The organism is Psychrobacter urativorans, from assembly GCF_904846675.1.
GTDB lineage: Bacteria > Pseudomonadota > Gammaproteobacteria > Pseudomonadales > Moraxellaceae > Psychrobacter > Psychrobacter urativorans_B.
On sequence record NZ_CAJHBT010000020.1, the window covers coordinates 25,428 to 50,412 of the forward strand.

General features: G+C 43.4%; 15 protein-coding genes and 1 pseudogene. 11 read left to right on the forward strand and 5 right to left on the reverse strand.

Going from position 1 to position 24,985, the window contains the following annotated elements; translation table 11 throughout:
* Nucleotides 1-19: 19 nt before the first annotated feature.
* Nucleotides 20-1,291: a sulfate adenylyltransferase gene (sat, locus tag JMY06_RS09485; RefSeq protein ID WP_201618053.1), complete on the reverse strand. Its 1,272-nt coding sequence runs from the start codon at nucleotides 1,289-1,291 to the stop codon at nucleotides 20-22.
* Nucleotides 1,292-1,721: 430 nt separating this feature from the next.
* Here sat and JMY06_RS09490 point away from each other — a divergent pair, with 430 nt between their 5' ends.
* The 7 genes from JMY06_RS09490 (at nucleotide 1,722) to JMY06_RS09520 (ending at nucleotide 13,732) form a co-directional block, all read left to right on the forward strand.
* Complete coding sequence (locus JMY06_RS09490; protein ID WP_201618054.1) at nucleotides 1,722-3,407, forward strand: nitrite/sulfite reductase; 1,686 nt, start codon at nucleotides 1,722-1,724, stop codon at nucleotides 3,405-3,407.
* Nucleotides 3,400-3,990: a DUF934 domain-containing protein gene (locus JMY06_RS09495; RefSeq protein ID WP_201618055.1), complete on the forward strand. Its 591-nt coding sequence runs from the start codon at nucleotides 3,400-3,402 to the stop codon at nucleotides 3,988-3,990. Before JMY06_RS09490 ends, JMY06_RS09495 begins: the two co-directional genes overlap by 8 nt.
* A 74-nt stretch (nucleotides 3,991-4,064) precedes the next feature.
* Entirely contained in the window at nucleotides 4,065-4,703 is a 639-nt protein-coding gene (locus tag JMY06_RS09500) for a phosphoadenosine phosphosulfate reductase family protein (protein ID WP_201618056.1), read from the forward strand.
* Between the two features lie 228 nt (nucleotides 4,704-4,931).
* Nucleotides 4,932-6,647 carry a uroporphyrinogen-III C-methyltransferase gene (gene cobA, locus JMY06_RS09505; RefSeq protein WP_201618057.1) on the forward strand — a complete coding sequence of 572 codons (1,716 nt, stop codon included), beginning with the start codon at nucleotides 4,932-4,934 and terminating at the stop codon, nucleotides 6,645-6,647.
* A 207-nt stretch (nucleotides 6,648-6,854) separates the two neighbouring features.
* Entirely contained in the window at nucleotides 6,855-8,396 is a 1,542-nt protein-coding gene (locus JMY06_RS09510) for an exonuclease SbcCD subunit D C-terminal domain-containing protein (protein ID WP_201618058.1), read from the forward strand.
* 86 nt (nucleotides 8,397-8,482) lie between these two features.
* Complete coding sequence (locus JMY06_RS09515; RefSeq protein ID WP_201618059.1) at nucleotides 8,483-12,418, forward strand: AAA family ATPase; 3,936 nt, start codon at nucleotides 8,483-8,485, stop codon at nucleotides 12,416-12,418.
* Nucleotides 12,419-12,445: 27 nt separating this feature from the next.
* Nucleotides 12,446-13,732, forward strand: a complete 1,287-nt coding sequence (locus JMY06_RS09520; protein WP_201618060.1) for a WG repeat-containing protein — start codon at nucleotides 12,446-12,448, stop codon at nucleotides 13,730-13,732.
* A 169-nt stretch (nucleotides 13,733-13,901) separates the two neighbouring features.
* Here JMY06_RS09520 and JMY06_RS09525 read toward each other — a convergent pair whose 3' ends face one another.
* A complete protein-coding gene (locus JMY06_RS09525) occupies nucleotides 13,902-17,273 on the reverse strand; it encodes an NAD-glutamate dehydrogenase (protein ID WP_227672273.1) in 3,372 nt (1,123 codons plus the stop codon).
* Between the two features lie 392 nt (nucleotides 17,274-17,665).
* On the opposite strand from JMY06_RS09525, the gene purD reads away from it, so the two are divergent.
* Together purD and JMY06_RS09535 are read left to right on the forward strand one after the other, a co-directional pair.
* Nucleotides 17,666-19,033, forward strand: a complete 1,368-nt coding sequence (purD, locus tag JMY06_RS09530) for a phosphoribosylamine--glycine ligase (protein WP_201527259.1) — start codon at nucleotides 17,666-17,668, stop codon at nucleotides 19,031-19,033.
* A 226-nt stretch (nucleotides 19,034-19,259) separates the two neighbouring features.
* The gene (locus JMY06_RS09535) at nucleotides 19,260-20,666 is read left to right on the forward strand and encodes an ABC1 kinase family protein (protein WP_201618061.1); all 1,407 of its coding nucleotides are present in this window, start codon (nucleotides 19,260-19,262) and stop codon (nucleotides 20,664-20,666) included.
* Between the two features lie 110 nt (nucleotides 20,667-20,776).
* On the opposite strand, the gene JMY06_RS09540 is transcribed toward JMY06_RS09535, so the two are convergent.
* Nucleotides 20,777-21,424, reverse strand: a complete 648-nt coding sequence (locus tag JMY06_RS09540) for a DUF938 domain-containing protein (protein ID WP_201618062.1) — start codon at nucleotides 21,422-21,424, stop codon at nucleotides 20,777-20,779.
* A 245-nt stretch (nucleotides 21,425-21,669) separates the two neighbouring features.
* Between JMY06_RS09540 and JMY06_RS09545 the strand changes: the two genes are divergently transcribed.
* Both JMY06_RS09545 and JMY06_RS09550 read left to right on the forward strand, forming a co-directional pair.
* Complete coding sequence (locus JMY06_RS09545) at nucleotides 21,670-21,864, forward strand: DNA gyrase inhibitor YacG (protein ID WP_201527236.1); 195 nt, start codon at nucleotides 21,670-21,672, stop codon at nucleotides 21,862-21,864.
* Nucleotides 21,865-21,982: 118 nt separating this feature from the next.
* Nucleotides 21,983-23,164 carry an aspartate aminotransferase family protein gene (locus JMY06_RS09550; protein ID WP_201618063.1) on the forward strand — a complete coding sequence of 394 codons (1,182 nt, stop codon included), beginning with the start codon at nucleotides 21,983-21,985 and terminating at the stop codon, nucleotides 23,162-23,164.
* A gap of 129 nt (nucleotides 23,165-23,293) precedes the next feature.
* Here JMY06_RS09550 and JMY06_RS09555 read toward each other — a convergent pair whose 3' ends face one another.
* Together JMY06_RS09555 and JMY06_RS09560 are read right to left on the reverse strand one after the other, a co-directional pair.
* Nucleotides 23,294-24,193, reverse strand: a complete 900-nt coding sequence (locus tag JMY06_RS09555; RefSeq protein WP_201618064.1) for a LysR family transcriptional regulator — start codon at nucleotides 24,191-24,193, stop codon at nucleotides 23,294-23,296.
* Between the two features lie 223 nt (nucleotides 24,194-24,416).
* Nucleotides 24,417-24,985 (reverse strand): annotated as a pseudogene (locus JMY06_RS09560) (DNA polymerase III subunit gamma/tau); the annotation flags it as partial.

Sequence of the window (24,985 nt, forward strand, 5' to 3'; positions counted from 1 at the left end):
TCGAATCTTTACTAAGTAATTATACCGCAGACGCACCTTCTAACTTCACTTCTGCGCGTTCTTCACGGGCGATATTAGCATAGTAGCTGCGCAAAATATCCAATACTTCCGGACGGCTAAAGTTGTCTGGCACTTCTTCATCTTCTGACAGTGCTTTACGCAATTTAGTACCCGATACTTTTACATGCTGGCTGGCATCATGCGGGCAGGTTTTGCTCGAGGCCATTGCACTACAGGCATTACACCAAAACGTCCAATCTATCTTTAACGGCTGAGTAATCAAGTCATCTTTGTCTAACTTCTCAAAGATAGTTTGGGCATCAAATGCGCCGTAATAATCACCAACGCCCGCATGATCACGGCCGACAATTAGATGGCTACAGCCGTAGTTTTGACGGAATAGCGCATGTAACAACGCTTCACGTGGACCGGCATAACGCATGTCTAATGGATAACCAGCTTGAATTACGGTGTCTGCTTTAAAGTAATTATCAATCAACGTTTTGATAGCTTCTTGACGGACTTCGGCGGGGATATCACCTGGTTTAAGCGCACCTAACAATGAATGCACCAATACCCCATCACAAATCTCAATAGCAATTTTGGCTAAGTATTCATGCGAGCGGTGCATGGGATTACGGGTTTGGAAAGCGGCAACTGTTTTCCAGCCTTTATCAGCGAGTATTTGGCGCGTTTCGGCAGGCGTCTTATATATCTCCGGATATAACATTGGGAACTCGCCTTCGCTTAATACCTCAACACTACCGGCAATATTAACCTCATCTTGGCTCTGCACTTGCTGAACACCTGGGTGCTCGGGATCAGTCGTGGTAAAGACTTGTTGGCATTCATGTTCTTTATCGATGGTATAAGTTTCCTCCACCGTCAATACGCCCATAATCTCGCCGTTTTCGGCAACCAACGCTACTTTGTCGCCTTTGTTTAAGGTATCAGCCGTTACTTTCGGTGCGGATAAAGTAATCGGAATTGGCCAAAACAAGCCAGCATTAGCGCCAGTTTGCAGGCGCATGTCATCAACCACGCCTTGCCAATCGGCTTTATTCATAAAACCATCAAGCGGTGTAAAGCCACCAATACCCAGCATAATCAAATCGCCACGCTCACGTGAGCTCAAGAGAATTTGTGGCAAAGTGCTGGCAAGTTTAAGCGACTGCTTATGCGCATCGCCGGTTAACAATAATGGCTTAAGCTCAGCACTACCGTGTGGCGGTACTAGTGTTGATATGGGTTTTGACTCGGATTTTGCGGTGGCTGCTATAGATTGTGTCATATTGATATCAGAGACCTCGAATAAATGGTGAAATAACAAAGGGTAAAAGTAATCACTAATGAATACGGATAAGAGTGAGTGCTGATAAAGAGGTGTTCATTAAAGGAATACTAATTAAAATGATACGAATAAAACAAATAATGATGTGACATATTAGATGAGCATAGGCTACCTAATTTTCGTTATGAAAATTTATGCAGTGTTTTACTATGGATATGACTTAAAGGAATTTATATTTCCAACCCCAACCTTATATCATGTGACTCTATATTGCCTTGAACCAGTTTTTTTACGAAAACACTAACCATTTTTTTGATGCTACTACCTAGCAAATCATTTTTGCCGCTGCTCTTTGCCTTGTTTTATCGCACCGACTTAGCGCACTTTTTGACATCACCTTTAATTTTAAAAACAAAATTGAGATTACGTCATGTATCAATATAACTATGCTGACCAAACGTTGGTTGAGGAACGGGTTGCTCAGTTTCGCGACCAGACTCAGCGCTTTTTAGCCGGCGAGCTGCCAGAAGAGCAGTTTTTACCACTGCGCCTGCAAAACGGACTTTATATTCAGCGTTATGCGCCTATGCTGCGTATCGCGATTCCTTACGGGCTGCTTGCCAGCTATCAATTGCGCAAACTGGCTGAAATTACCCGTCTGTATGATAAAGGCTACGGTCACTTCACGACTCGTACCAATATGCAGCTGAACTGGCCAAAACTAGAAGAGGTGCCAGATATCTTAGCGCATCTGGCCTCAGTGCAAATGCACGCCATTCAAACCTCGGGTAACTGTATTCGCAACACCACCACCGACCCTTATGCCGGTATTCATCAAGAAGAGATTGCGGATCCGCGCCCCTATTGCGAAATTATTCGTCAGTGGTCGACTTTTCATCCTGAATTTGCATTTTTACCGCGTAAATTCAAAATCGCAGTTATCGGTACTAAGAATGACCGAGCCGCTACCCAAGTTCATGATATTGGTCTGCATGTAAAAACCAATGACGATGGCGAGACTGGTTTTGAGGTGATAGTCGGTGGTGGTTTGGGTCGTACCCCAGTCATTGGTAAAGTCATCAATGAGTTTTTACCACGTAAACATTTACTCAGCTATTTAGATGCCATTTTGCGGGTTTATAATCTGCATGGTCGCCGTGATAACAAGTTCAAAGCGCGTATCAAGATATTGGTTGAAAGTATGGGTGGACGCGCATTTGCCAAATTGGTCGATGCCGAATGGGAAGCGCATACTAAAGATGGCGCATTGACGCTAACGGATGACAACTTTACCACTGCCAGCAGCTACTTTACTGCGCCTGACTATGTAGCAGTTGATGCCCTACAGGTTCAATCTGAGCTACAAAATCAATTAACGGCTAATAAAGACTTTGCCAATTGGTATAACCAAAATACTGTTGCCCATAAAGTGGCTGGCTACCGTGCGGTCGTTATTTCTCTAAAAGCAGGCTTGGTCGATGGCAGTTATGTGCCCTCAGGCGATCTGAACGAAGCGCAAATGGATGCGCTTGCTGACTTATCCGACCGTTATAGCTTTGGCGAGCTGCGCGGCACCTATCAGCAAAATTTAGTGTTTGCCGATGTAGAAATTAACCATTTATATGAGCTATGGCAGCAATTGGCTGAGTTGAATTTAGCCCGTGCCAATATCAATACCTTAACGGACATGATTGTCTGCCCCGGCTGGGATTTTTGTTCGCTTGCCAATGCCACCACCCACAATATCGCCGAACAAATCGAAAAGCAGTTTGATGACCTCGATTATCTCTACGACTTAGGTGATATTCGCCTGAATATGTCCGGTTGCATGAACGCTTGCGCCCATCATCACGTTGGCGATATCGGTATCTTAGGCGTCGATAAAAAAGGCGAACACTGGTATCAGATTAGCCTTGGCGGTAACTCTAGCGATGACGCCAAGATTGGTAAAATACTAGGTAGAGCCGTCCCTGCAACTGACGTTGCCATTACCCTACAAATCATCTTAGACACCTATCTTGAACTGCGCGCGAACAGTGAAAACGATATTGAACGTTTTGGTGATGTGATCGATCGCGTTGGCATTGCGCCCTTTAAGGAGAAGGTCTATGGGTAATCACCATATCTTAAACAGCCAGGGCCTTGATATTAGTAGCGATGATACTTGGTATGCCCTGACCACCGCAGAATTACCAGACGGTATTGCATTAACTGATATCTCATTGCTAGAGCTGCTGCACAAGCAAGACAAGCCGGATGTCATCGTTCCCCTTACCGATTTACTCAGCGCCACCGGCACCCTTGCTGGCGGATTATTACAGCAATTATTTGCGCTATTGACTGAGCATACCAGCTGCCTTGGGGTTTGGGTTACCGCAGATACCGATAGCGATGCGCTGGCGGGTCTGAGCGAGTTTTTATTAGCGCAGGCCTTGATTGTCATCCATGTGCCGACCTTTGTTGATGGTCGCAGTTTTAGCTTTGTACAAACGCTACGTCAACTGGGCTATAGCGGAGAAATCCGCATGGCAGGCGCGTTTGGACGTGACCAAATCGCTTACTTGTTACGCGTTGGTGTCGACAGCTTTATATTGAATGAGCATGACAACAAGCCAGATATCACTCAAGCGTTTACGGCGCTTGCCAGTGCTCATGCCGGACGCAGTGCCGCCAGTTTGCCGATGTTTACTGGTGCTTGATTTCTAAAATTAATAATTATTTAAATTTTCACATTTATCACCTCTTTCAGTTAATCTCAATTAAGGACATCATAATGAGCCAATTGCATCCTAACTTAGACATCGACCAAGCCAATAAAGACCTACAAGGTAAGTCGCCAGAAGAAATCGTCGCATGGGCACTGACCCAAGCCAAAAACCCAATCATTACCACCAATTTCCGTCCTTATGAGTCGGCTATCTTGCATTTAGTCGCATCGCTTCGCCATGATATCACCGTATTGTGGGTTGATTCAGGCTATAACACGGACACTACCTATCAGTTTGCAAACAAGCTCATCCGTGATTTGAACCTAAACGTCATCACTTATATCCCCAAACAAACCAGCGCCTATCGTGACGCGACCATGAATGGTATCCCTGGCATTGATAATCCACAACATGACGAATTTACCGAGCAAGTCAAACTTGAGCCGTTCCGCCGTGCTTTAAATGAGCTAAATCCTGACGTCTGGTTCAATGCCATTCGTAAAGACCAAACTGAATTCCGTCAAGGTCTTGATGTGCTGAGTCTATCTAAAGATGGCGTGTTAAAAGTCGCGCCGTTGTTTGAAAAAACCGACGGTGATTTGGATGGCTATCTGGCCGAACATAACCTACCGAACGAGCTTGATTACTTTGATCCGACTAAGGTAGAAGAAAGTCGCGAATGTGGATTGCATACGCAGCTATAGTTGAATACGCCAAAAATTCATAATGTAAAAACCTCTCTTGGTAAATTAAGAGGGGTTTTTTTAGATTCGCAATATTCATTTCACTATTTCTTTTTTAAAAAAACTACGGATTTTATTAAAATTAAGAATATGTTAATGCCAATACGCTACGTGAGCAGAACCAAGCAATGCCCCATAATGGTTTCATAAATTACCTTTAATTGACTGCAACTAACTGATGGTGACGATATGAACACCTTTCCGCTATTTTTTAAATTAGAAGGCCGCAAAGTGCTTATCGTGGGCGGCGGCGATGTGGCACTACGTAAAGCAGATTTACTCAGTCGGGCTGGCGCGTGTATCACTATTCTTGCACCTAGTATCTGTGCTGAGCTACAAGCGCTGCTTAACCATACTAAAAACGCTGCAACAGACAGCAAACATCACTTAATCTACGAAAATTATAATCAGACCTATATGACTGGTGCGCGAGTTATTATTGCCGCGACAGATGACGAAGTGCTTAATCATCAGATTCATGCGGATGCCAGTCAACTTAATATTCCCGTAAACGTGGTCGATACCCCGCACTTATGCGATTTTATTTTCCCCGCCATTGTCGATCGTAATCCGATTGTGATTGGTATTTCCTCAAATGGTAAAGCCCCAGTGCTAGCACGTCTATTACGCGCCCGTCTTGAGACCTTAATCCCGCAAGGCTACGGTAAGCTGGCCAAGCTGGCCGGTGACTTCCGTGCGGAGGTTAAAACCAAAATACCGACATTAACCGGACGTCGGCAGTTTTGGGAGCGGGCGTTTGAAGGTCAAGTCAGTGAGCTGATGTTTGCCGGAAATGAAACCCAAGCGGCTGCTCAATTACAAGCCGATTTAGATAGCACAGCGGCACAAATTATCAAAAACAACACTGCTACTTGCCAGCTAACTAATGAACAGGATACACAAACGGCATCAACTACCGCAACTACCGCAACTACCGCAACTAATGATAATACAGAAAGCAAACCTATACAGCCCGTCGGTGAAGTCTATATAGTGGGTGCTGGACCTGGCGACCCAGAGCTATTAACGTTTAAAGCACTGAGACTTATGCAGCAAGCAGACATTGTGTTTTATGATGCGCTGGTGTCACCGCAAGTGCTGGATTTGTGTCGACGTGATGCGGACAAAGTTTTTGTGGGTAAAAAACGCAGCAACCATGCCGTGGCGCAGCTGGGTATCAATGAGTTGTTGGTTAATGAAGCCAAGAAAGGTCGGCGTGTGGTTCGGTTAAAAGGTGGCGACCCGTTCATCTTTGGGCGCGGCGGTGAAGAGATTGAGAGCTTACGTGCCCATGGTATCCCCTACCAAGTCGTTCCGGGAATTACTGCCGCCAATGCCGCTGCTAGCTATGCTGGCATTCCACTGACGCATCGTGATCATTCACAGTCAGTACGTTTTGTCACGGGGTTCTTAAAGGCTGGCGCCCCAAACGATAACTTTAAGAATCTACTTGATACCGATGAAACCGTCGTGTTCTATATGGGCTTGCATTCGCTGGCACGCTTGACTGAAGGCCTGATTGAAGCAGGGCGCAGTGGTGACACTCCTATCGCTATCGTCTCAAATGCCAGCATGCCTAATCAACAAGTGTTAACTGGCACCTTAGCAAGCATCGTTGAATTGCAAGAACAAAACCAGCTGCCCACGCCAGCCCTACTGATTATGGGTGATGTGGTCGCGCTACATCATGATTTGGCTTGGTATAATCAGCATAATCAAAACGTTAGCAACAATACTAATGCTAGCACCACTGATAACTGGTTACGTGAAGGCACAACTGCAACGCCTAAAGATGATTTAAAATATAACCAGCCTACTCGCCAGCAAGCGCATGCCTTATCAATGGTAGCTAATCTTGCTGAGCAGAAAGAGGATGATAGTTTGGAGCAGTTGGTGATTGGTTAGAACATGATAAGAACCGCAATAAAAACCACACCTATAAAATTATCAGTGTGGTTTTTATTTGTGTGAAATAAATCTTCAAATATATCGGCTGGGTCTTCAGAGAGTTTGTCAGCTGTCATCAATAGCGCTAATAGCGCTTAATCCAGCAAACCTCGCTAATTCTTGCTAGAATAAAAGCTTTCTATTGACTCTAATAATAGCCCGCTTATGTCCGTATCTGTCACTGCCACACCTTTATTTTCCACTACTCATATCAGACCTTTGAATATCCTGCACACCTCCGACTGGCATTTGGGGCGTAGGCTCTATGGGCGCATGCGTTACGATGAGTTCGTAGCATTTTTGAACTGGCTTTCTGACATCATTACCACCCAGCAGGTGGACGTGCTCATTGTCGCAGGCGACATTTTTGATACCATGACGCCAAGTAATAAAGCCCAAGCACTGTATTATGAGTTCTTAGGTAAAGTCTCAAAATCATGTTGCCAACATATCGTCATCGTCGCGGGCAACCATGACTCCCCGACTTTCTTGGACGCGCCCAGCCAAGTATTAAAGTTTTTAAACGTCCATGTCATCGGCACAGCCTGTGAATACTTGAACGACGAAGTACTCATCTTAAATGATGCAGATGGCATAGCGCATTGTATTATTGCCGCTGTGCCTTATCTTCGCGACCGTGATGTGCGTAGCAGCGGCGCTGGCGAGTCGATGGACAGTAAAGATGCAAGCGTCATTAGCGGTATCTGTGCGCACTATGACGCGGTCGCTACCATTGCTAAAGCCCATCAACAAGCGCTTGCCGCTACACACGCGCACTATATTCCTATTATTGCTACAGGCCATCTGTTCGCTGCTGGCGGTAGCACCACTACGGATGATGGCGTACGTGACTTGTATGTGGGCAACTTAGGTAAAATCTCAGCCGAGATGTTCGATGCGAGCTTTGATTATGTGGCGCTTGGGCATCTACATGTGCCGCAGCGTGTTGGTGGTCGCGAGCATATTCGCTATTCAGGATCGCCCATTGCCATGGGTTTTGGCGAAGCACGCCAGCAAAAGCAGGTATTATTGGTACAATTTGGAGCTATAACAGAAAATATTGCCCCAGTATCAACACCCTCACCATCCATACAACTTACCAGTGAAACCATACCGACTCAAAAATTGGCCAATAACCGAGCGTCCAACAATGACTTTATAGACGATTTATTTGGCTTCGATGTGTTAGATGATACGCATAACCACGATAATAAAGAGACTGCTCAAGCGTCTATAGCTATAACTGACAAACCTGAATCAAAACTACTGCATCGTGACGAATCTCGTCATATGCAAGTGACCTCCCTTAGCATCCCTTGTTTTCAACGATTGGCGCAAGTCTCAGGTGACTTAGAAACCATCAAGGCCACCATTCAAGCGCTCACACAATCACGTTCCTCGTCAGAATCCGTTTGGCTTGAGGTCATTTATACTGGCGATAATATTGTCAGTGATTTACGTGAACAGGTTGCTGCTATGGTAGAAGGATTACCTTGTGAGATATTAAAAATTAAAAATCCTCGCACCTATAATAAAGTGCTCAATCAAGAAGCGTCTTCTGAGACCTTACAAGATTTAAATGAGATGGAAGTCTTTGAACGTTGTTTGAGCGTTAATGACGTCACAGACGAGCAAAAGCTTACTTTGCGTGCCGCTTATGGACAAATACTTCATGCTATTCGTGATAAAGACAGTCGGGCGGAATAAGACAGAAATCGAGAATTAAACTATCTTTCTATATAAGTATTCTATACGTCAGTATTTAGCGTTAACCTAACTAATAAGACCTGCCCATGCGACTGATTGAACTGCGACTAAAAAATCTGAATTCACTGAAAGGCGAATGGCATATTGATTTTACTAATCCCGCCTTTGTCAACGAAGGCATCTTTGCCATTACCGGACAGACCGGCGCGGGCAAGACCACCATTTTGGATGCAATTTGCTTGGCGCTATATAGTCGCACCCCTAGATTAGGTGACATTACCGGGTCAACCAATGAGATGATGACCCAAGGCACAGGCGAGTGCTCAGCGGAAGTGGTGATAGAGATTGGTGATAAACACTATCGCTGCTCATGGTATCAACATCGGGCGCACAAAAAACCCAAAGGCAACTTATTACCTATTAAACACGAAATCAGTGTCGTTGAAACCAAAAAAATATTGGAGGAAAAAAAATCCAAGACAATGGCTTATATCCAAGACCTAATCGGTATGGACTTCAACCAGTTCACCCGTTCAATCATGTTGGCACAAGGCAGTTTTGCCGCATTTTTGAAGTCCGATGTTGCAGATAGAGCCGCCATCCTCGAAAAAATTACCGGTACGGCAATCTACGCTGATATATCTAAAAACGTTTTTGAAAAAAAACGTGAAGAAGAAAGCGAGCTTACCAAACTACAAGCCGGTATTGACAACCTGCCCTTGTTAAGTATTGAGGATGAGGCGCAGCTGATAGCAGGTTTAAAAGCGCATGAGAGCGCCCAAAACACACAACGACAAGCGTTTAAAACCGTCAACGAGCACATTCAATGGTTGGATAAAGTCGCGGATTTAAAACAAAACTTATCCCATTATCAAACGGTAATGACGACCGCGCTGCAAGATGAGAAAGGCTTTACTCCAGATGCAGCGCGTTTAGATGCCGCAAACAAAGCGTTGGAGATTGACAGTCCCTTTCGAGAATTGATCTATAGTCGCGACATGGCAAAACGTCTGAATAATGAACAGCAAGACTTACTAGGGAAAATTCCCGCTCAAAAAGAATTGCTTGATAATACCACTACAGATTTGAATATTGCTACTAGGCTTGAAGAACAAGTAACAAAAGAGCTGCACGATACATTGCCTATCATAGCGAAAGTGCGTGAACTTGATGCCGAGATAAAGCAGCAATTATGGTTGCTAAGCGATGATAACCAGCGCAGAAATTCGCTATTAACGAATACCCAGCAATTAAATCAAGAAATAAACGTCCATAAAAATACAGAACAAGATACCAACAATAAGCTTGCGTCTGTCAGGCAATACCTAATTAATCATCACGAACTTAATGATCTTGATACTGATATTGCCCTATTTAATAGTAACGGCAGTCGGTTAAAAGTACTATTGCAAGACAACGCGACTCTAATCACTAACAGGCAAACATATCAAGACCAAGCTACCCATCTACAAAAAAATATTAATGAGCTAAACCGTCAGCAAGCAGTGGATAAGTTACTGATTACTAATAAGCGTGACCAACTTAAAGGCTTGCACCAACAGCAGACAAACTTACTACAAGATAGCTCGTTACATAATATGCGCAGCCAACAAGAGCATATCGATCACATCAACAGCCAAATTGAGCGCGTCAGCTTTAAATTGCAACAATTAGCTGTCATCTCAACCCAGATTGAAACGATCAATATAACACAACCCAATGTCAAGCAAGAACTGAACTCGCTTGAGGGCTTAGTAAGTGATAATGAAGCAAAAATTACAGACGCTAAGGGTAAGCGTAGAGAAAAACAAGAACATCTTAACTTACTACAAAAAGTCGCTAAGCTTGAGGATTATATTTCAGAATTAGAGAGTAGTAAACCTTGTCCATTATGCGGCTCCGTAGAACATCCTTATAGTGACAGTATTCACAAGCACCCATTGCTCGCTAATGGCACTCAAGGTGAGAATTCCCCAATCAGTCAGGCTGAGCAACAGAGTGTTGCGCTAGATAAGCTTATCGATGAGTTGGAGAAGATTTTATCTGAAGCTAATATTGACTATGCAACCAAGAAAAATAACCTTATAAACAACCAAAAGCAATTAACAGTTCTACACCATCAAGTTAAGACCTTATATAGCGACATTCAGGGTGATATTACCTCACTGCTCGGTACGGATGTAGATTTTTCAGGCTCAGTAAAGGCGATTATTAATTCGTTTAATCAAATTAACAATGATATCAATACGCTTAATCAGCAGCTAGAGTCAGGCACAGCGGATATTGAGCCAATTGAGCATTTACTATTATTGGTGAGCAGTGCCAAACAAAGTCTTACTCAAGAAAAAGACCTTATCAAAACCACGCTTGCTCAATATGATAATTTTACTCAAACTATTTCGAATGTGAGCACAGCTATCGACACTGAAGAACGGCAGCAACAGACGCTCTCTAATGAAGTAAGCAACTTTGCGACTGAGATTAAGCTTAATTCCCAAAGAACAGCAGGGTTAGATAATACCGTAGCGGCCAACTTCTCTGAGCTAACAGAAATAACGGGCACTGTGTTAGCGGTGATTGATAAGTATTCTGCTAGCAACGATGACCTAAGTGCTGAGACACCGGACAACTCACTCAAGCCATCATACTCACTTAAGCCACTGACAGATAGTATTCATAATAAAATAGTATTGAATATAGTAGTGTATAACGAGCTTCTAGATAGTCTACGCCAGCAGCGCAGCGCCTTAATGCAGCTAAAAGAGTATTTTAATACGCAAAAAGTTACTCAGCAGAATCTGTTAACCACACTCAGTGGTCTAAGCACTCAAATTGATGCCAAACAAACACAACTAGACAGCTTAGAGAGCGAGCTTAAAAATATCGTCACGCTAATTGCAGACAAAACGACATCGCTCAATCAGTTACAGAAAAGCAGAAAAGAGCAATTTAATAATAAGGACACGGAAGGTGAAGAAAATCTTCTGCGTACCTCAGTTGATGATGCTAAGTCAAAAAGAGCTATGGCTCAAAGACATCAAGACAGTGCTAAGCAAGCGCTTAAGCAATTACAAGACCGTGCGCAGCAGCTATCAGCTGAGCTTGATACGGCTACCCACACGCTTACCGCACAGGAAAATAACTTTGCCACTTTATTAGTACAGTCGCAGTTCGCTAATGAAGCCAATTTTGGTAATGCGCGCTTGCCAAAAAAGGAGCGTGATATGTTAAAACAGCGGCAGTCCAGCATTGAACAGGCGCTCAATCATGCCAAGATGCAGCTAAATAATACCCAGAACTCCTTAAATGAACAGCTTAGCAATCCATTAACCAGCGAGAATCTAGACACACTTGCCGGCAGATATCTGCAATTACAGGCAGATATAGAGAGGCGCTTCGGAGAGATTGGTGCCATTGAACAACAGCTAAAAGCCAATGATGAACAAAAAGGCGCACAGACAGCGCAGAATGTCGCTATCGATGCTCAAAAAGAGAAAATGCAGGTCTGGCAACAGTTGTATGACTTGATTGGCTCAGCCGACGGTAAAAAATATCGCACTTTTGCACAAGGCTTAACCTTTCAGGTGATGATTAATCACGCCAATGCTCAATTACAAAAAATGAGCGACCGTTACTTGCTGATTCATGATAATAATAATGCGCTGGAGCTTAATGTCATTGACAACTATCAAGGCGGTGACATTCGCAGCACCAAAAACTTATCGGGCGGTGAAGGCTTTATTATTAGCCTTGCCTTGGCACTCGGGCTATCACAAATGGCAAGCCAAAATATTCGTGTCGATTCATTATTTTTAGATGAAGGCTTTGGTACTCTTGATGAAGAGTCACTCGATATCGCCCTTGATACGCTCACTAGCCTGCAACAAGAAGGTAAACTTATCGGAATTATCTCGCACGTTCAGGCGTTAAAAGAGCGCATTATGACCCAAATTCAGGTCAAAAAAATCTCTGGGGGCTTTAGTGAAATTAGCGGTCAAGGCTGTCATAAGATTGCAAGTTAAATTAATTATTTCTCAAGGTGTTTTAAAATGGTTATGATTGTTAGAAAACTCATCCAGAGTGCTGGCGTGATCAGCACCTCTGCCATCACCCTATCTATCAGCTTATTCGCGGTATTTGTGGCAATAACGCCGGCCCAAGCGACGATCAGCTGTGCGGGTTATCTGCCCAATAGCTACTTTGAGCGTATCGACGATAATAAAGAATTTGCTGGCAAGCTAATCGAACTAGCAGATGGCACGCAACAGCTAGAAGATTTAAATGGCAAAGTGCTCCTAGATGGATTGACTGACGGCTATATCCTAATGAATAAGTATCTATGGGCGCAGCAAGATGGCAAATACGGTATTGTCACGGCAAGTGGCGAGATAGTTGTGCCGTTCGCTTATGATAACATTGCGACTGAGCTTGATATTGGCACCAGCTTTATCGTCAGTATTAATAATGATACTAACCTATCAAACGGTTTGGCCAAACAAGGTATTATTGATCGTAACGGTTATTGGGTTTATCCTCTTCAATCTCAAAATAATAATCAACAGCAAAAAAAACGTAGAATCGATAATGGCTATGGTAACTACAGCCAAGCTCAGGAAAGTTTTAAGCCTACGAAAGCAGTTGACGCGCCACTTAACCTTGTATCAGCTTCTATTAGTCACGCCCATTATGATAGCGATACAGACCGCGACTATTTTTTGATTAAGTCTTTGTCTAGTGATAATGGCAATACGAATAAAGCTGATGACGCTGGCGAGTCAGTAACTCAATCAGTATTAAATAGGATGGGCTTACTTGATGATCAAGGCCACTGGATGATTCCGCAGCAGTATGACGCGCTCTATCCGTTAAACCCTTGTACCGGTCAGCCGTTATATTTACAGGCAGTCCTTACAACAGCAAAACAACAGCAAACCGCCCTACTTGACCAACACGCTAATATCATTATCCCCTTTGCCACTAATCAGAATATTGAGCTCTTCACTAATAGTGACAAGTCGCCGCTATTTTTGCGTAGCACTTTGATTAAAGGTAGTTCCGCGACTGGCATGACTGAGGACATCAAAGACGATGTCGTTAGCGCGCAAATTATCGATGCTACTGGTAAATTACTCCTGTCATCAGATGCGCCTATTGTGAAGCTATTATACCATCAGCTTTATGCTTATCAGCAGGCTGGCAAATTTGGCTTTATTAATAATCGAGGTAAAACTATCTTAGAGCCACAGTTTGATAGTTATCGTGATGACGCCGATAAAGTATGGGTAGAAAAGAATGGGGAAATGGTGCGTTTAGAGACATTGATTAACTTAGGTTAGGCATTTTACGATCATTTTTTTGTATTTACCTGATTATTTCTCTTTCTAATTTTCTTTCCACGATTAATTGTTAGCCATTAAAAAAACCACCGTTAATTAATAACGGTGGTTTTCGTCTTATTCAGGATAAGTAACTATTTATTCAGTTACTTGTTTTATTTATTTTTAGCTACTTAGTCACTAAACCACTCAACTCACTCATCAGTACTGATAATGTTGATAGACTGATTTTACTGTCTTCATTGCCATCTAGCTTTTGCATCTCTACCGTTGTTGATTCAAGCTGATCTTCATGACGTAACTTCCAGTCACTAAACGCTTGCCCGGCATTAGGCTGTGATAATAGGGCATCCATCAGTAAGCGCAGACTGCGTGTGACCTCATTAGCCAGTGCGTGTTTCGCGCGGCGATCCCAATGATCCTGCTGCGGTAAGGTAGCAATATTATCCATCATCCAATCTAACTGTAAGACTTTATAGACTTCAAAGTATAAGGTTGCAATCTCGTCAACAGGACGTTCGTATTCCTCAGAAAGCAGTGCCGTATCGAGGGCGTCGACATGATAAGGCAGCATAGCGAATAGTGTCGCATCACTATCCGTCAGACCATCCTTGCTTAAACGGACCTTATCATCTTGTAAGTAACCTGCGAACTGCTGTTCAATAAATCCACCCGACTTGGTCAATTGCTCGACACTATCGCTAAAGCGGCTAATCATATCAGCGACTTGCAAGTCTTGCCCAAAGGCGTTGATAAACCAAACGACACCGTGCTCAAGTGCATCACGCAGACGCAGCTCAAGATTGAGTAACAGCTTCGCATTGACCTTGTTGTCGAGTGATTCAAGCAGTTCCCATGCTATTGAGACATTAAAGACATCACGTGCAATAGCATAGGCACGGATAATAGTGGCTAGCGATTGCCCCGTTTCCTCAGTTAGACGGAACAATGCTTCTATACCTAAACGGTTGACCACATTATTGGTCAGATAAGTGCTAATGATTTCACGGTGCAAACGGTGCTCTGTCATCTCATCAAAGAAGCGGGAGGCCAGCTCCTCTGGGAAGTATTGACGCAGCTCATCAATAAAGTACGGCGCATCCGGCAAGTCAGACAATAATAAGTTATCATAAACCCACATTTTACCATAAGCCATAACGACCGCTAGCTCAGGATTGGTTAAACCAGTACCTGCTTTTTGGCGTCTGGCAATTTCCTCGTCTGATGGCAGATATTCAATAGCACGATCAAGACGATGCTCGCTCTCTGACAGCTGAATAAAGCGTTGATGGTCACTTAAATTGGCCACTGCGCGAACATGACTCAACTCAATCGCTTGCGGTTGTAGATAGTTTTGGCGCAATACAAGCTCAGCAACACTATCGGTCATACTTTCTAATAGATCATTGCGCTGCTCTAACGTCATATCATCTTGCTCGACCACTTCTCCGAGTAAGATTTTGATATTGACCTCATGGTCTGAGCAGTTCACGCCGCCTGAGTTATCAATAGCATCGGTATAGATACGTCCGCCAGTTTGCGCGTATTCAATACGACCTTGCTGCGTGAAGCCTAAGTTACCACCTTCACCAACCACTGCGGTGCGCAACTCACCACCATTAACCCGTACCGCATCGTTGGCACGGTCACCGACATCTGCATGGCTTTCATTAGCGCTTTTCACATAAGTACCGATACCGCCATTCCAAATCAAATCAACTGGTGATCGCATTAAGGCGCTGATAAGATCGGTGGGTGCAAGGCTGTCTGCTTTAATATCAAAAAGTGTTTTCATCTCAGGGCTGATAGCGATGGTTTTGTCAGTCCGCGCAAACACCCCGCCACCTTGGCCAATCAGCGACCTCTCATAATCATCCCACGTTGAGCGCGGTAAGTTAAATAAGCGCTCGCGTTCTGCATAAGAATCCGCTGTATCAGGATTAGGGTCGATAAAGATATGTAAATGGTTAAAGGCAGCGACCAGCTTAGTATGCCTTGAGCGCAGCATACCGTTACCGAAAACGTCACCACTCATATCACCGATACCAACGACCGTAAAGTCATCACGCTCCTGAATATCCATGTCACGCATACGGAAGTGGCGTTTGACCGATTCCCAGCCGCCGCGAGCCGTAATGCCCATCGCTTTATGGTCATAACCGACCGAGCCGCCAGAGGCAAAGGCATCATCCAGCCAAAAGTTATATTCAGCAGATAAGGCGTTAGCGATATCAGAGAAGCTTGCGGTACCTTTATCGGCAGCGACCACTAAGTACGGGTCATCATCATCATGACGTACGGTATTGGCTGGCGGGACAATTTTGCCATCGACGATATTATCAGTGACATCAAGCATGCCGCGTAGGAATGCTTGATAGCAGGCAATACCTTCTGCTTGAAAGGCTTCGCGGCCGTCAGCCATAGTTTTCGTTTTGACGATAAAGCCGCCTTTTGAGCCAACAGGGACAATCACCGCATTTTTCACCATTTGCGCTTTGACCAATCCCAATACTTCCGTACGGAAATCTTCAATCCGATCTGACCAACGCAGACCCCCACGGGCGACCTTACCACCACGCATATGCACCGCTTCAACGCGGGGTGAATAGACAAAGATTTCAAACATTAGCTTAGGTTTTGGCAAATTGGGAATATCTGCCGCTAAGAACTTAAATGACAGTCTGTCTTTACGTTGACCATCGTCATCTATTTGATAAAAGTTCGTCCGTACCATGGCATTGATTAGATCTGAATACCAACGCAGAATGCGATCTTCATCTAAACTATCAATACCTGACAATGCAATGGTGATTTGTTCTTGAATCTGTGTTATTTTTTTAGTGCGCTCATCGTTGGTTTTTTCATTACTGTATTTAGGATTCATTCGTGTGTCGAATAATTCAGCCAATAGCACACTGATGGTGCTATTTTTAATCATCGTTTGTTTAATATAACGTATGGAAAATCCTGCCCGCGCTTGGTGCATATAACATGATAGGGCACGTAGCACCACCACCTCATAAGTATCAAGCTTAGCCGTCAGTACCAATTCATTAAAACTGTCACTCTCAACACGCCCAGCCCAAATTTCCTGCAAGCTGTCCTCAAACTGACTGTGTACCACCTGCATATCAACGGCATCTACATGCGCCAAGGTCAGTTCGTACTCTTGCATCCAGATTGGCTGCTCTGCTAAGTCAAATGTATAGGTTTGCGAGGTGATGACTGACACCCCAAAGTTTTCAAGGACTGGCAACACATCAGACAAAGTAGCTGGTACTTGATTCCCGTATAACTTCAGATGCATCTGATTCTTAGCGTCTGCTGTCGATTGATACAAATGCCAAATCATGGGTTTTGTGTCAGTTAAGCTGGCCAGTCTCTGAATGTCTTTATTCAGCGTTTTATCATCAAAACGTGCTTGATGCGCAGCTGGAATATAGTCTAAAAACCGTTCGAGCAGCAATGACTCAGTTTGCGTATCATTTTTCAGGTTGTTTTTATCAGCACCTGTTTGGGCCGTATGCGAAGAGTTTGGCATAACACCGATCCTTTTTATTATGAAGAGTAATGGTTATTCTTGTACCTAGAATTATAGTACTGAGCATTAACACTGACACTATTCTTTTATTTTACTCATACTTTATTTCCTATTAGAGTGTAACGCACCTGCTGGCATAGCTAAAGCTTACAACATCATTTCATGAATCAGTTTACAGTCGATAACCTTTTAACCTTTATTGATGAAAATACTATAATAAGCAGTTTACGTCATCGCTCAATGATTTAAATAATACTATGGTAGTCTTTTGAGTGCTGGCATGTTGATACTCATGGTAATCGATGCAACTTTTTTGTTAGAATACGGCATGATGTTTAACAGTAATTTACTGACTGGCTACTAATAATTAATACTAAGGGCAAGGATGTATGATGAATATTTTGGTGATTGGCTCAGGTGGTCGCGAACACGCATTGGCGTGGCAATGTGCTAAAGATGATAACGTACAACAAGTTTATGTCGCCCCCGGCAATGCTGGCACGGCTCTTGAGCAGAAATGCCAAAACGTTATTTTAGATGCTGCCACGAGCGCCTCTGACCACAGTCCGGTTGTCACATTTTGTCAAAACAATGCTATAGATATGGTTATCGTCGGTCCCGAAGCTCCACTGGTCACCGGTATTGTTGATGCCTGCCGTGACGCTGGCATTCAAGCTTGGGGGCCCACGGCTTATTGTGCGCAGTTAGAAGGCTCTAAAACCTTTGCCAAAGAGTTTATGGCACAAAACCATATCCCAACGGCGGCCTATCAAGGCTTTACCGATGCAGAAAGCGCCAAAGCCTACGTTAGCGACCAAGGCGCACCAATTGTTATCAAAGCTGATGGACTGGCCGCTGGCAAAGGCGTTATTGTTGCCGAAACCGTTGAACAAGCGCATAACGCTATTGATGATATGCTCGCTGATAATAAATTTGGTGATGCCGGTAGTCGGGTGGTCATTGAGCAATTTTTGCGCGGTGAAGAAGCCAGCTTTATTTGTATGGTTGATGGCGATAATATTTTACCGATGGCAACTAGCCAAGATCATAAACGTGCTTATGAGGGCGATACCGGCCCAAATACGGGTGGCATGGGTGCGTACTCTCCTGCCCCAGTGGTCACCGCAGATATTCATGATAAAGTGATGGCACAAGTGATTCAGCCAGTCGTCGATGCTATGAAAGCTGCTAGTCATCCTTATACTGGATTTTTATATGCCGGTCTAATGATTAATGAGTCAGGTAACCCGTTTGTTATTGAATTTAATTGCCGCCTTGGTGATCCAGAAACGCAACCTATTTTAATGCGTCTGCAGTCTTCAATGGCTGACTTAGTTACTCAAGGGCTAGCTGGAAAGTTACCTAAGCAAGCTAAATGGGATGCGCGTCCTGCACTGGGCATTGTCATTGCTTCAAAAGGCTATCCAGAAACCTCTTCTAAAGGTGATATCATTACTGGGTTGCCAGAGCTCGATGAGCAAGACAGCAATGTTGCTCATGATAATAATGCTACAGTGGTCAAAGTCTTTCATGCTGGTACTGTCTTTACTTATGGCAAGCAGTCAGACAACCTTGACGCCGATGCAGCCACTGATAATGACAAGGAAATTATCACTAATGGCGGGCGTGTACTATGTGTCACTGCTATGGCGGATAGTGTTTTGGATGCTCAGCAAGCAGCATTATCAGTAACGGGGGCAATTAGTTTTGAGGGTGCACAGTATCGTCGTGATATTGGTCATCATGCAATTACACGCTAAATAAAGCGTTTAATTTAGATTGACATTTATAGTAACAATTAATTACTTTCTAGTCGTTAATAACTTAAATAACTTACTAGCATCTCATGATTTACAAACAAGACCGTGTTGACCCAGGAATAGGTACTATTGAGCCGACACTATTTTTTATGTTAACGCCATAACCCCCTTGTATTGTTGCCCTTAAACCCGCAAATCAGAACCAACCTGATGAATGATGATATTTATGGCAAATGAACCGTCTAAACCGTCTAATAATAAACAGTCCATTGATAACCTGAAAACATCAGGCTTTGAGCGCCGCTTATCGATTGCTAAAACTTCTTTAAATATTGGTCGACGTTGGGCGGGCAATAGTGTCTCTGGCATGTTCTTAGATAAAAAAGCACGTTCAGCACGTAATCAGGTATTTATGGAAGAGCAGGCAAATTATTTGGCAGAAGAGCTGGGTAAGTTAAAAGGCTCTGTGGTTAAGATTGGCCAAATGCTTGCGATGTACGGTGAGCATGTTTTGCCGCCTGAAATTACTCGGGCGCTGCAAACGCTTAATGACGACACGGCGACGCTAGCATGGCCAAAGATAGAACAGACGCTACAACGTATACTAGGCGATAAGCTGAATGAGCTCGAAGTGGATCCAATACCTATTGGTACCGCCTCACTTGCCCAAGTTCACCGTGCAACAGTGCTCTCAACTGGTGAACAAGTCGTCTTAAAGGTTCAATATCCAGGGGTGGCAGATGCTATCGACTCTGATTTGGCGTTGTTTAAGCGCTTATTAAAAGTCAGTAATGCTGTGCCGCAAACACGCTCGCTCGATGCGTGGTTTGAAGAAATACGCGATCTATTGCGTAATGAAGTGGATTATGAAGTTGAAGCGGCAACGACTGAACGTTTTTATGAGCGTCTGCTTACTGACCCACGTTACGTTGTACCCAAAATCAATCGGACTTACTCAAGCAAGCGTTTGTTGTGTATGACTTATGAGCCTGGTGTTACGGTGACATCAGAGGCGCTACAAGAGTTGTCTTCTGAGCGCCTTAATGCAATTGGTCAAGCGGCAATTGAAATCATGATGCAAGAGATTTTCGTTTGGGGTGAGATGCAAACGGACCCCAATTTCGGGAATTATCTTGTACATATCAGCGATAATGACGCTCATGATAATGGTGAAATCGATAAGCTAATATTGTTAGATTTTGGTGCTATTCGTCAGTTTGATAACACCTTACTGACGATTGCGCATGGATTATTGCGTGCAGGCTATTATCATAATCATACAGCGATGATGGCAGCGATGACTGGTTATGAGTTCTTTGACAGTATGAGTGACGAGGTTCGAGTGAATGTAGCTTCCTTATTTTTGTTGGCCACTGAGCCTTTCAGTCATCCTGCGACCAATCCTGATATTCCTGAGAGCTGTTTAGATGCACAGCAGCGTTATGTCTGGGCAAATAGTAAACTGCATTCAAGACTTTCAACATCTGCTACACAAGCAATGCAGTCGTTTGAATTTAATTTGCCGCCTAAAGAATTTATGTTTATTAGCCGTAAATTTATTGGTGCTTATACTTTCTTGACAGTTATTGATGTTCATACTAATTCTGACAGGTTGGTAAAGCCTTATTTATAGATAGTGAGTATATTAAATACTCTAATTTTTGAAACTGTCTTTTGTTAGTGGCGTGTTTTGTGTTTTTAATTACTTAGGCTATTTTTTATAGCTTTTAAAAGAGCCATAGCCTATCCGTCAAATCTGGTTTGATAACCCACCGGTTTGCGCATGTTCAACTGCCAACAGGTCTCCCGACGCGCTACGTATTTAACCTCAAAGTGTGTACGCTGGCTATTGGCTGGCACTTCATGACGAACTGTCGGTAATTGCCAAACGCCGATGGACTGCTGCTCAGCATTATCCATATAACTTTTAATGTTAGTCGCTAAAATAACTTCCCCGCCCTCTTGTAACCGTGATAATAAAAATTCAAAAAATGGCATGTTTAACCATTGCTGGTTAGGGTTGTGCTGTTCAGGATTGGGATATAAGATAAAAATGCGTGCAATACTATTGGGTACAATGGCATGAACAATCCACGCTATTGCATCCGCATGAATGGGTGTTAAGTTACTGAGCGCCTGCTGGGTAGCTTGTTTAGCAAAAGCCTCAAACTTATTACGGGTACGTTCAATGGCTATCAGCTGCTGGTCAGAATGAGCTGCAGCGAAACTTAACGCATGCTTACCCTTCCCTGCGCCGATTTCTAATACCAAAGTCGCTGTCTTATCATTCCCTTTCGCAACTTCAGGAATGACAAAATCACGCGGAGCAGATAGTTTTTGGGGTTGAAAGGCGCGCTGCTGCTGATGTGAAAGTATGAACTCTTGTGCCATTGGTTCTCCCCTATTGGTTTTAATGAAAAGCCAGTTTAAACATCAAATCGATGACAACAAAGTCTAGTTATTATAGATGCTACTTATAAAAATTAAGCAGTCCTCCCATTTACCTTGTTCTAAATTATTCTTGTACCACTCTTTGATTTTATCACTGTTTGTCTTTTAATATCTGCGTGCTATTATAATGATTGTTATTTAATGATAATACTTTTTCTATCAACTATGAGGATATCCTCACTTTTATGACCACACCATTGAACACCAATACCCTACCCAAAACTTATCCCTGTCCGAACTGTGGTACTAAAACAGCCTGGCAAGATAACAAATCGAAGCCTTTTTGTAGTGAGCGCTGTAAGCTTATTGATTTAGGCGCTTGGGCAAGCGAAGAGTATAGTTTACCCGCTGAGATTTCACCATTTTCTGATGAGCTATAACTCATACTATAAGTGGCACGATTAATCATAGCAGAACTCATAGAGTTGGTTATTCTATCATTCAAAATCACAATAACCACGGTCTAACTTAACACTTTACCATTCTAAGGATATCCGTATGTCAGCTACTTATTTGATGCCCACTTATAATCGTCAGCCGATTAGTTTTACCCGTGGTTCCGGTAGCTGGCTCTATACCCAAGACGATACAGCGTATTTAGATGCGCTCACTGGCATCGCGGTATGCGGTCTCGGTCATTGCCATCCCAAAGTAACTGAAGCTATACAACAACAAGCGGCAACGTTGGTTCATACCAGTAATTTATTCGGTATTGATTGGCAAGAGCGTGCAGGTGAAGCGCTGTGTACTGCGGCACAAATGGACAGCGTATTCTTTGCCAATAGCGGTGCTGAAGCGAATGAAGCAGCACTAAAAATGGCGCGGCTATATGCCTATAACCAAGGCTTTAAGCGTCCAAAAGTGATTGTAATGGAACAGTCCTTTCACGGTCGTACCTTGCTATCGTTATCAGCAACAGCCAATCCGAAAGCGCGTGAAGGCTTTTTTACTTTAGATGATGATTTTATTCGTGTACCTTTTGGTAGCATCGAAGCGATTGAACAAGCTGCTAAAGACTTTGATGACATCTGCGCAATATTTGTAGAGCCTATTCAAGGTGAAGGCGGTCTAAATACTGCTGAGAATGGTTTCGTCTATCTAGAACAACTGCAAGCTGAATGTGATGCCCATAATTGGTTATTTATGATCGATGAAGTACAGACGGGTAATGGTCGTACGGGTAAATATTTTGCTTATCAGCATAGCAATGCGCACCCTGATGTACTGACCACCGCCAAAGGGCTTGGTAACGGTTTCCCAGTCGGTGCCTGTATGGTTAGTGGCCGTGCAAAAAATCTATTTGGTGCCGGCAGTCATGGCTCTACTTATGGTGGTACGCCACTTGCAAGCCGCGTGGTGCATAGCGTCTATGAGGTGTTAACCAATAGCGACATCATGGAGAATTCGGTACGTGAAGGAGAATTTATCCGTGAGACTATGACTGACGAGCTTCAGCAATATGGCGTTAGTAGTCGCGGCGCTGGAACAATGATTGGTATTGTATTGCCAGAAACTATGGACTGTAGTCAACTGGTTGATCTTGCTCGTGATGAGCAGAAGCTGATTATTAATGTAACCGGTGGCCATGTCATTCGTCTGTTACCTCCCCTTAATATAAGCCGCAACGAGAGCGAACAAGTGGTTGAACGTCTGCTTAATCTATTAAAACCATTACTTTAAATAGCCCTTTTCGATGCATCTATTAAAGTACTGTTTACTCATATGTTGGCAAATTTAATTAAAAAATCCCTTTAGATTATTCCTAATCTAAAGGGATTTTTTAATTAAGGCTACGCTTTAGCTAGATTGTTAACTCGCGTGAAAATATTTTTTCAATACTTCTAAGCAGCGCGTAATCTTTGCCGGTTGCTGTTCACGGTTTAGAGTGACGGCATAAAGTACAAAGCTTGGTAACTGATAACCGGTCAACACTTCAACCAACTCGCCACTTTCAAGCTCTTTTTTGACATCCATCTCCATCATTCTGACCAGACCGTGACCTTCTTTGGCCAAAGTAGTTGCTATAAAGACATTATTGGTATGAATACGTGAAGTCATTTTGATTCGGGTTTTTTTACCGGTTTCAGTTTGTGCCAGGTCAACCTGATGACTATCTTTCATAAGGTCAATACAAATTAGCTGATGATTGGTCAAATCTTTAGGGCTTACGATTTTTTCATGTTGTCTTAAATACTGTGGTGAGGCCACCAATACTTGGCGCACATCAGTGAGCGGATGACTACTTAAAGTGGAGTCATTAATAGTAGGACTCATGCGAATCGCAATATCAATACGCTCATCAATCATGTCGATATAATGATTGTCTGCAAAATAAGTAATGCTTAAATCATCATGCGCCGCCATCCACGTGGATAAAGCGGGCAAAATATGATTGACCCCAAGCTCAGGAGTAGTAGCAATGCGTAGACTGCCGGCAAGCTCGTCACGAAGCTGGTTAACCTTGATTCTACCTTGCTCAGCAGCGCTAACCACATCTTTTGCCGCGCCATAAAAACTTTCGCCTGCCTCGGTTAAGCTCAGCTTGCGGGTTGAGCGATGCAATAGCACCACGCCTAATTCATTCTCTAATGACCGGATTTGTTGGCTGACCGCACTGGTTGTGATACCAAGCTCACGAGCTGAACCACTAAAAGAGCCGTGTCCGACCACACTGGCGAACACGGCCATACCGCGTAAATTATCTAACATATTCTCACCTAAGCTATTTTTCGGTTTTTAATATAACTTAACCATTATAGCTTATAATCATTTTTTTTACATTGTTTCCTACATTCATTTAGTAGGGTATATTTCTAATAAATTCATAAATATCAACGCTTTAGCGTTTATTGGTAGTATTTTCAGCATTAGACGCTAGCGTTCAATTTATTTTTAATTTGAAAAGTATTTATTTGGAAGTATTGTTGATTGTTTAATTTATCTTAACCTTACCCATTTTACCTTCACCGCGTCCTGACAGATATTGCATAACTGGTGATTTAAGTAGCCGTGTCTGTGCAACAGCGGTCGCCTGCTCTAAGCGCTGGCTTTGACGACACTCAGGCGTTTTATTATCCGCTTGCATAACACTACCATCGATTTGCAGGCTAATATTAGCCTGAGAAAACTGCTGTTGCACCTTTACTGCTAATGCTTGAAAGGTAGCTTGCAGATGCTTACTATCCACCCCAGTAATAAATATCGCCTTACCATTACAGGCGCCGGTCATCATACCTTGACGGGCAAGTGCCAATTCATCCGAGGCCAAACTGTTATCCTCACGAGCCGTTTGTAGCCAATAATCCCACTTTTCTGGTGACCATTCGCCTATTAACTCTTGCGGCTCACAGCGTAGCAAGATTCGTGGGTCGTCAGATTGTACTATTAACTGAGAATCATTTCGGGCTGGTTCTGCAATTGGTTCTGCAATTGGTTCTGCAATTGGTTCTGCAATTGGTTCTGCAATTGGTTCTGCAATTGGTTCTGCAATTGGTTCTGCAA

What these genes read in the sequence shown, in the direction of transcription:
- JMY06_RS09500 (WP_201618056.1), top strand. Translation starts at nt 4,065, where the DNA reads ATGAGCCAATTGCATCCTAACTTAGACATCGACCAAGCCAATAAAGAC.
- purD (WP_201527259.1), top strand. Translation starts at nt 17,666, where the DNA reads ATGAATATTTTGGTGATTGGCTCAGGTGGTCGCGAACACGCATTGGCG.
- JMY06_RS09535 (WP_201618061.1), top strand. Translation starts at nt 19,260, where the DNA reads ATGGCAAATGAACCGTCTAAACCGTCTAATAATAAACAGTCCATTGAT.
- JMY06_RS09540 (WP_201618062.1), bottom strand. Translation starts at nt 21,424, where the DNA reads ATGGCACAAGAGTTCATACTTTCACATCAGCAGCAGCGCGCCTTTCAA.
- cobA (WP_201618057.1), top strand. Translation starts at nt 4,932, where the DNA reads ATGAACACCTTTCCGCTATTTTTTAAATTAGAAGGCCGCAAAGTGCTT.
- JMY06_RS09525 (WP_227672273.1), bottom strand. Translation starts at nt 17,273, where the DNA reads ATGCCAAACTCTTCGCATACGGCCCAAACAGGTGCTGATAAAAACAAC.
- JMY06_RS09515 (WP_201618059.1), top strand. Translation starts at nt 8,483, where the DNA reads ATGCGACTGATTGAACTGCGACTAAAAAATCTGAATTCACTGAAAGGC.
- JMY06_RS09495 (WP_201618055.1), top strand. Translation starts at nt 3,400, where the DNA reads ATGGGTAATCACCATATCTTAAACAGCCAGGGCCTTGATATTAGTAGC.
- JMY06_RS09555 (WP_201618064.1), bottom strand. Translation starts at nt 24,193, where the DNA reads ATGTTAGATAATTTACGCGGTATGGCCGTGTTCGCCAGTGTGGTCGGA.
- JMY06_RS09490 (WP_201618054.1), top strand. Translation starts at nt 1,722, where the DNA reads ATGTATCAATATAACTATGCTGACCAAACGTTGGTTGAGGAACGGGTT.
- sat (WP_201618053.1), bottom strand. Translation starts at nt 1,291, where the DNA reads ATGACACAATCTATAGCAGCCACCGCAAAATCCGAGTCAAAACCCATA.
- JMY06_RS09510 (WP_201618058.1), top strand. Translation starts at nt 6,855, where the DNA reads ATGTCCGTATCTGTCACTGCCACACCTTTATTTTCCACTACTCATATC.
- JMY06_RS09545 (WP_201527236.1), top strand. Translation starts at nt 21,670, where the DNA reads ATGACCACACCATTGAACACCAATACCCTACCCAAAACTTATCCCTGT.
- JMY06_RS09520 (WP_201618060.1), top strand. Translation starts at nt 12,446, where the DNA reads ATGGTTATGATTGTTAGAAAACTCATCCAGAGTGCTGGCGTGATCAGC.
- JMY06_RS09550 (WP_201618063.1), top strand. Translation starts at nt 21,983, where the DNA reads ATGTCAGCTACTTATTTGATGCCCACTTATAATCGTCAGCCGATTAGT.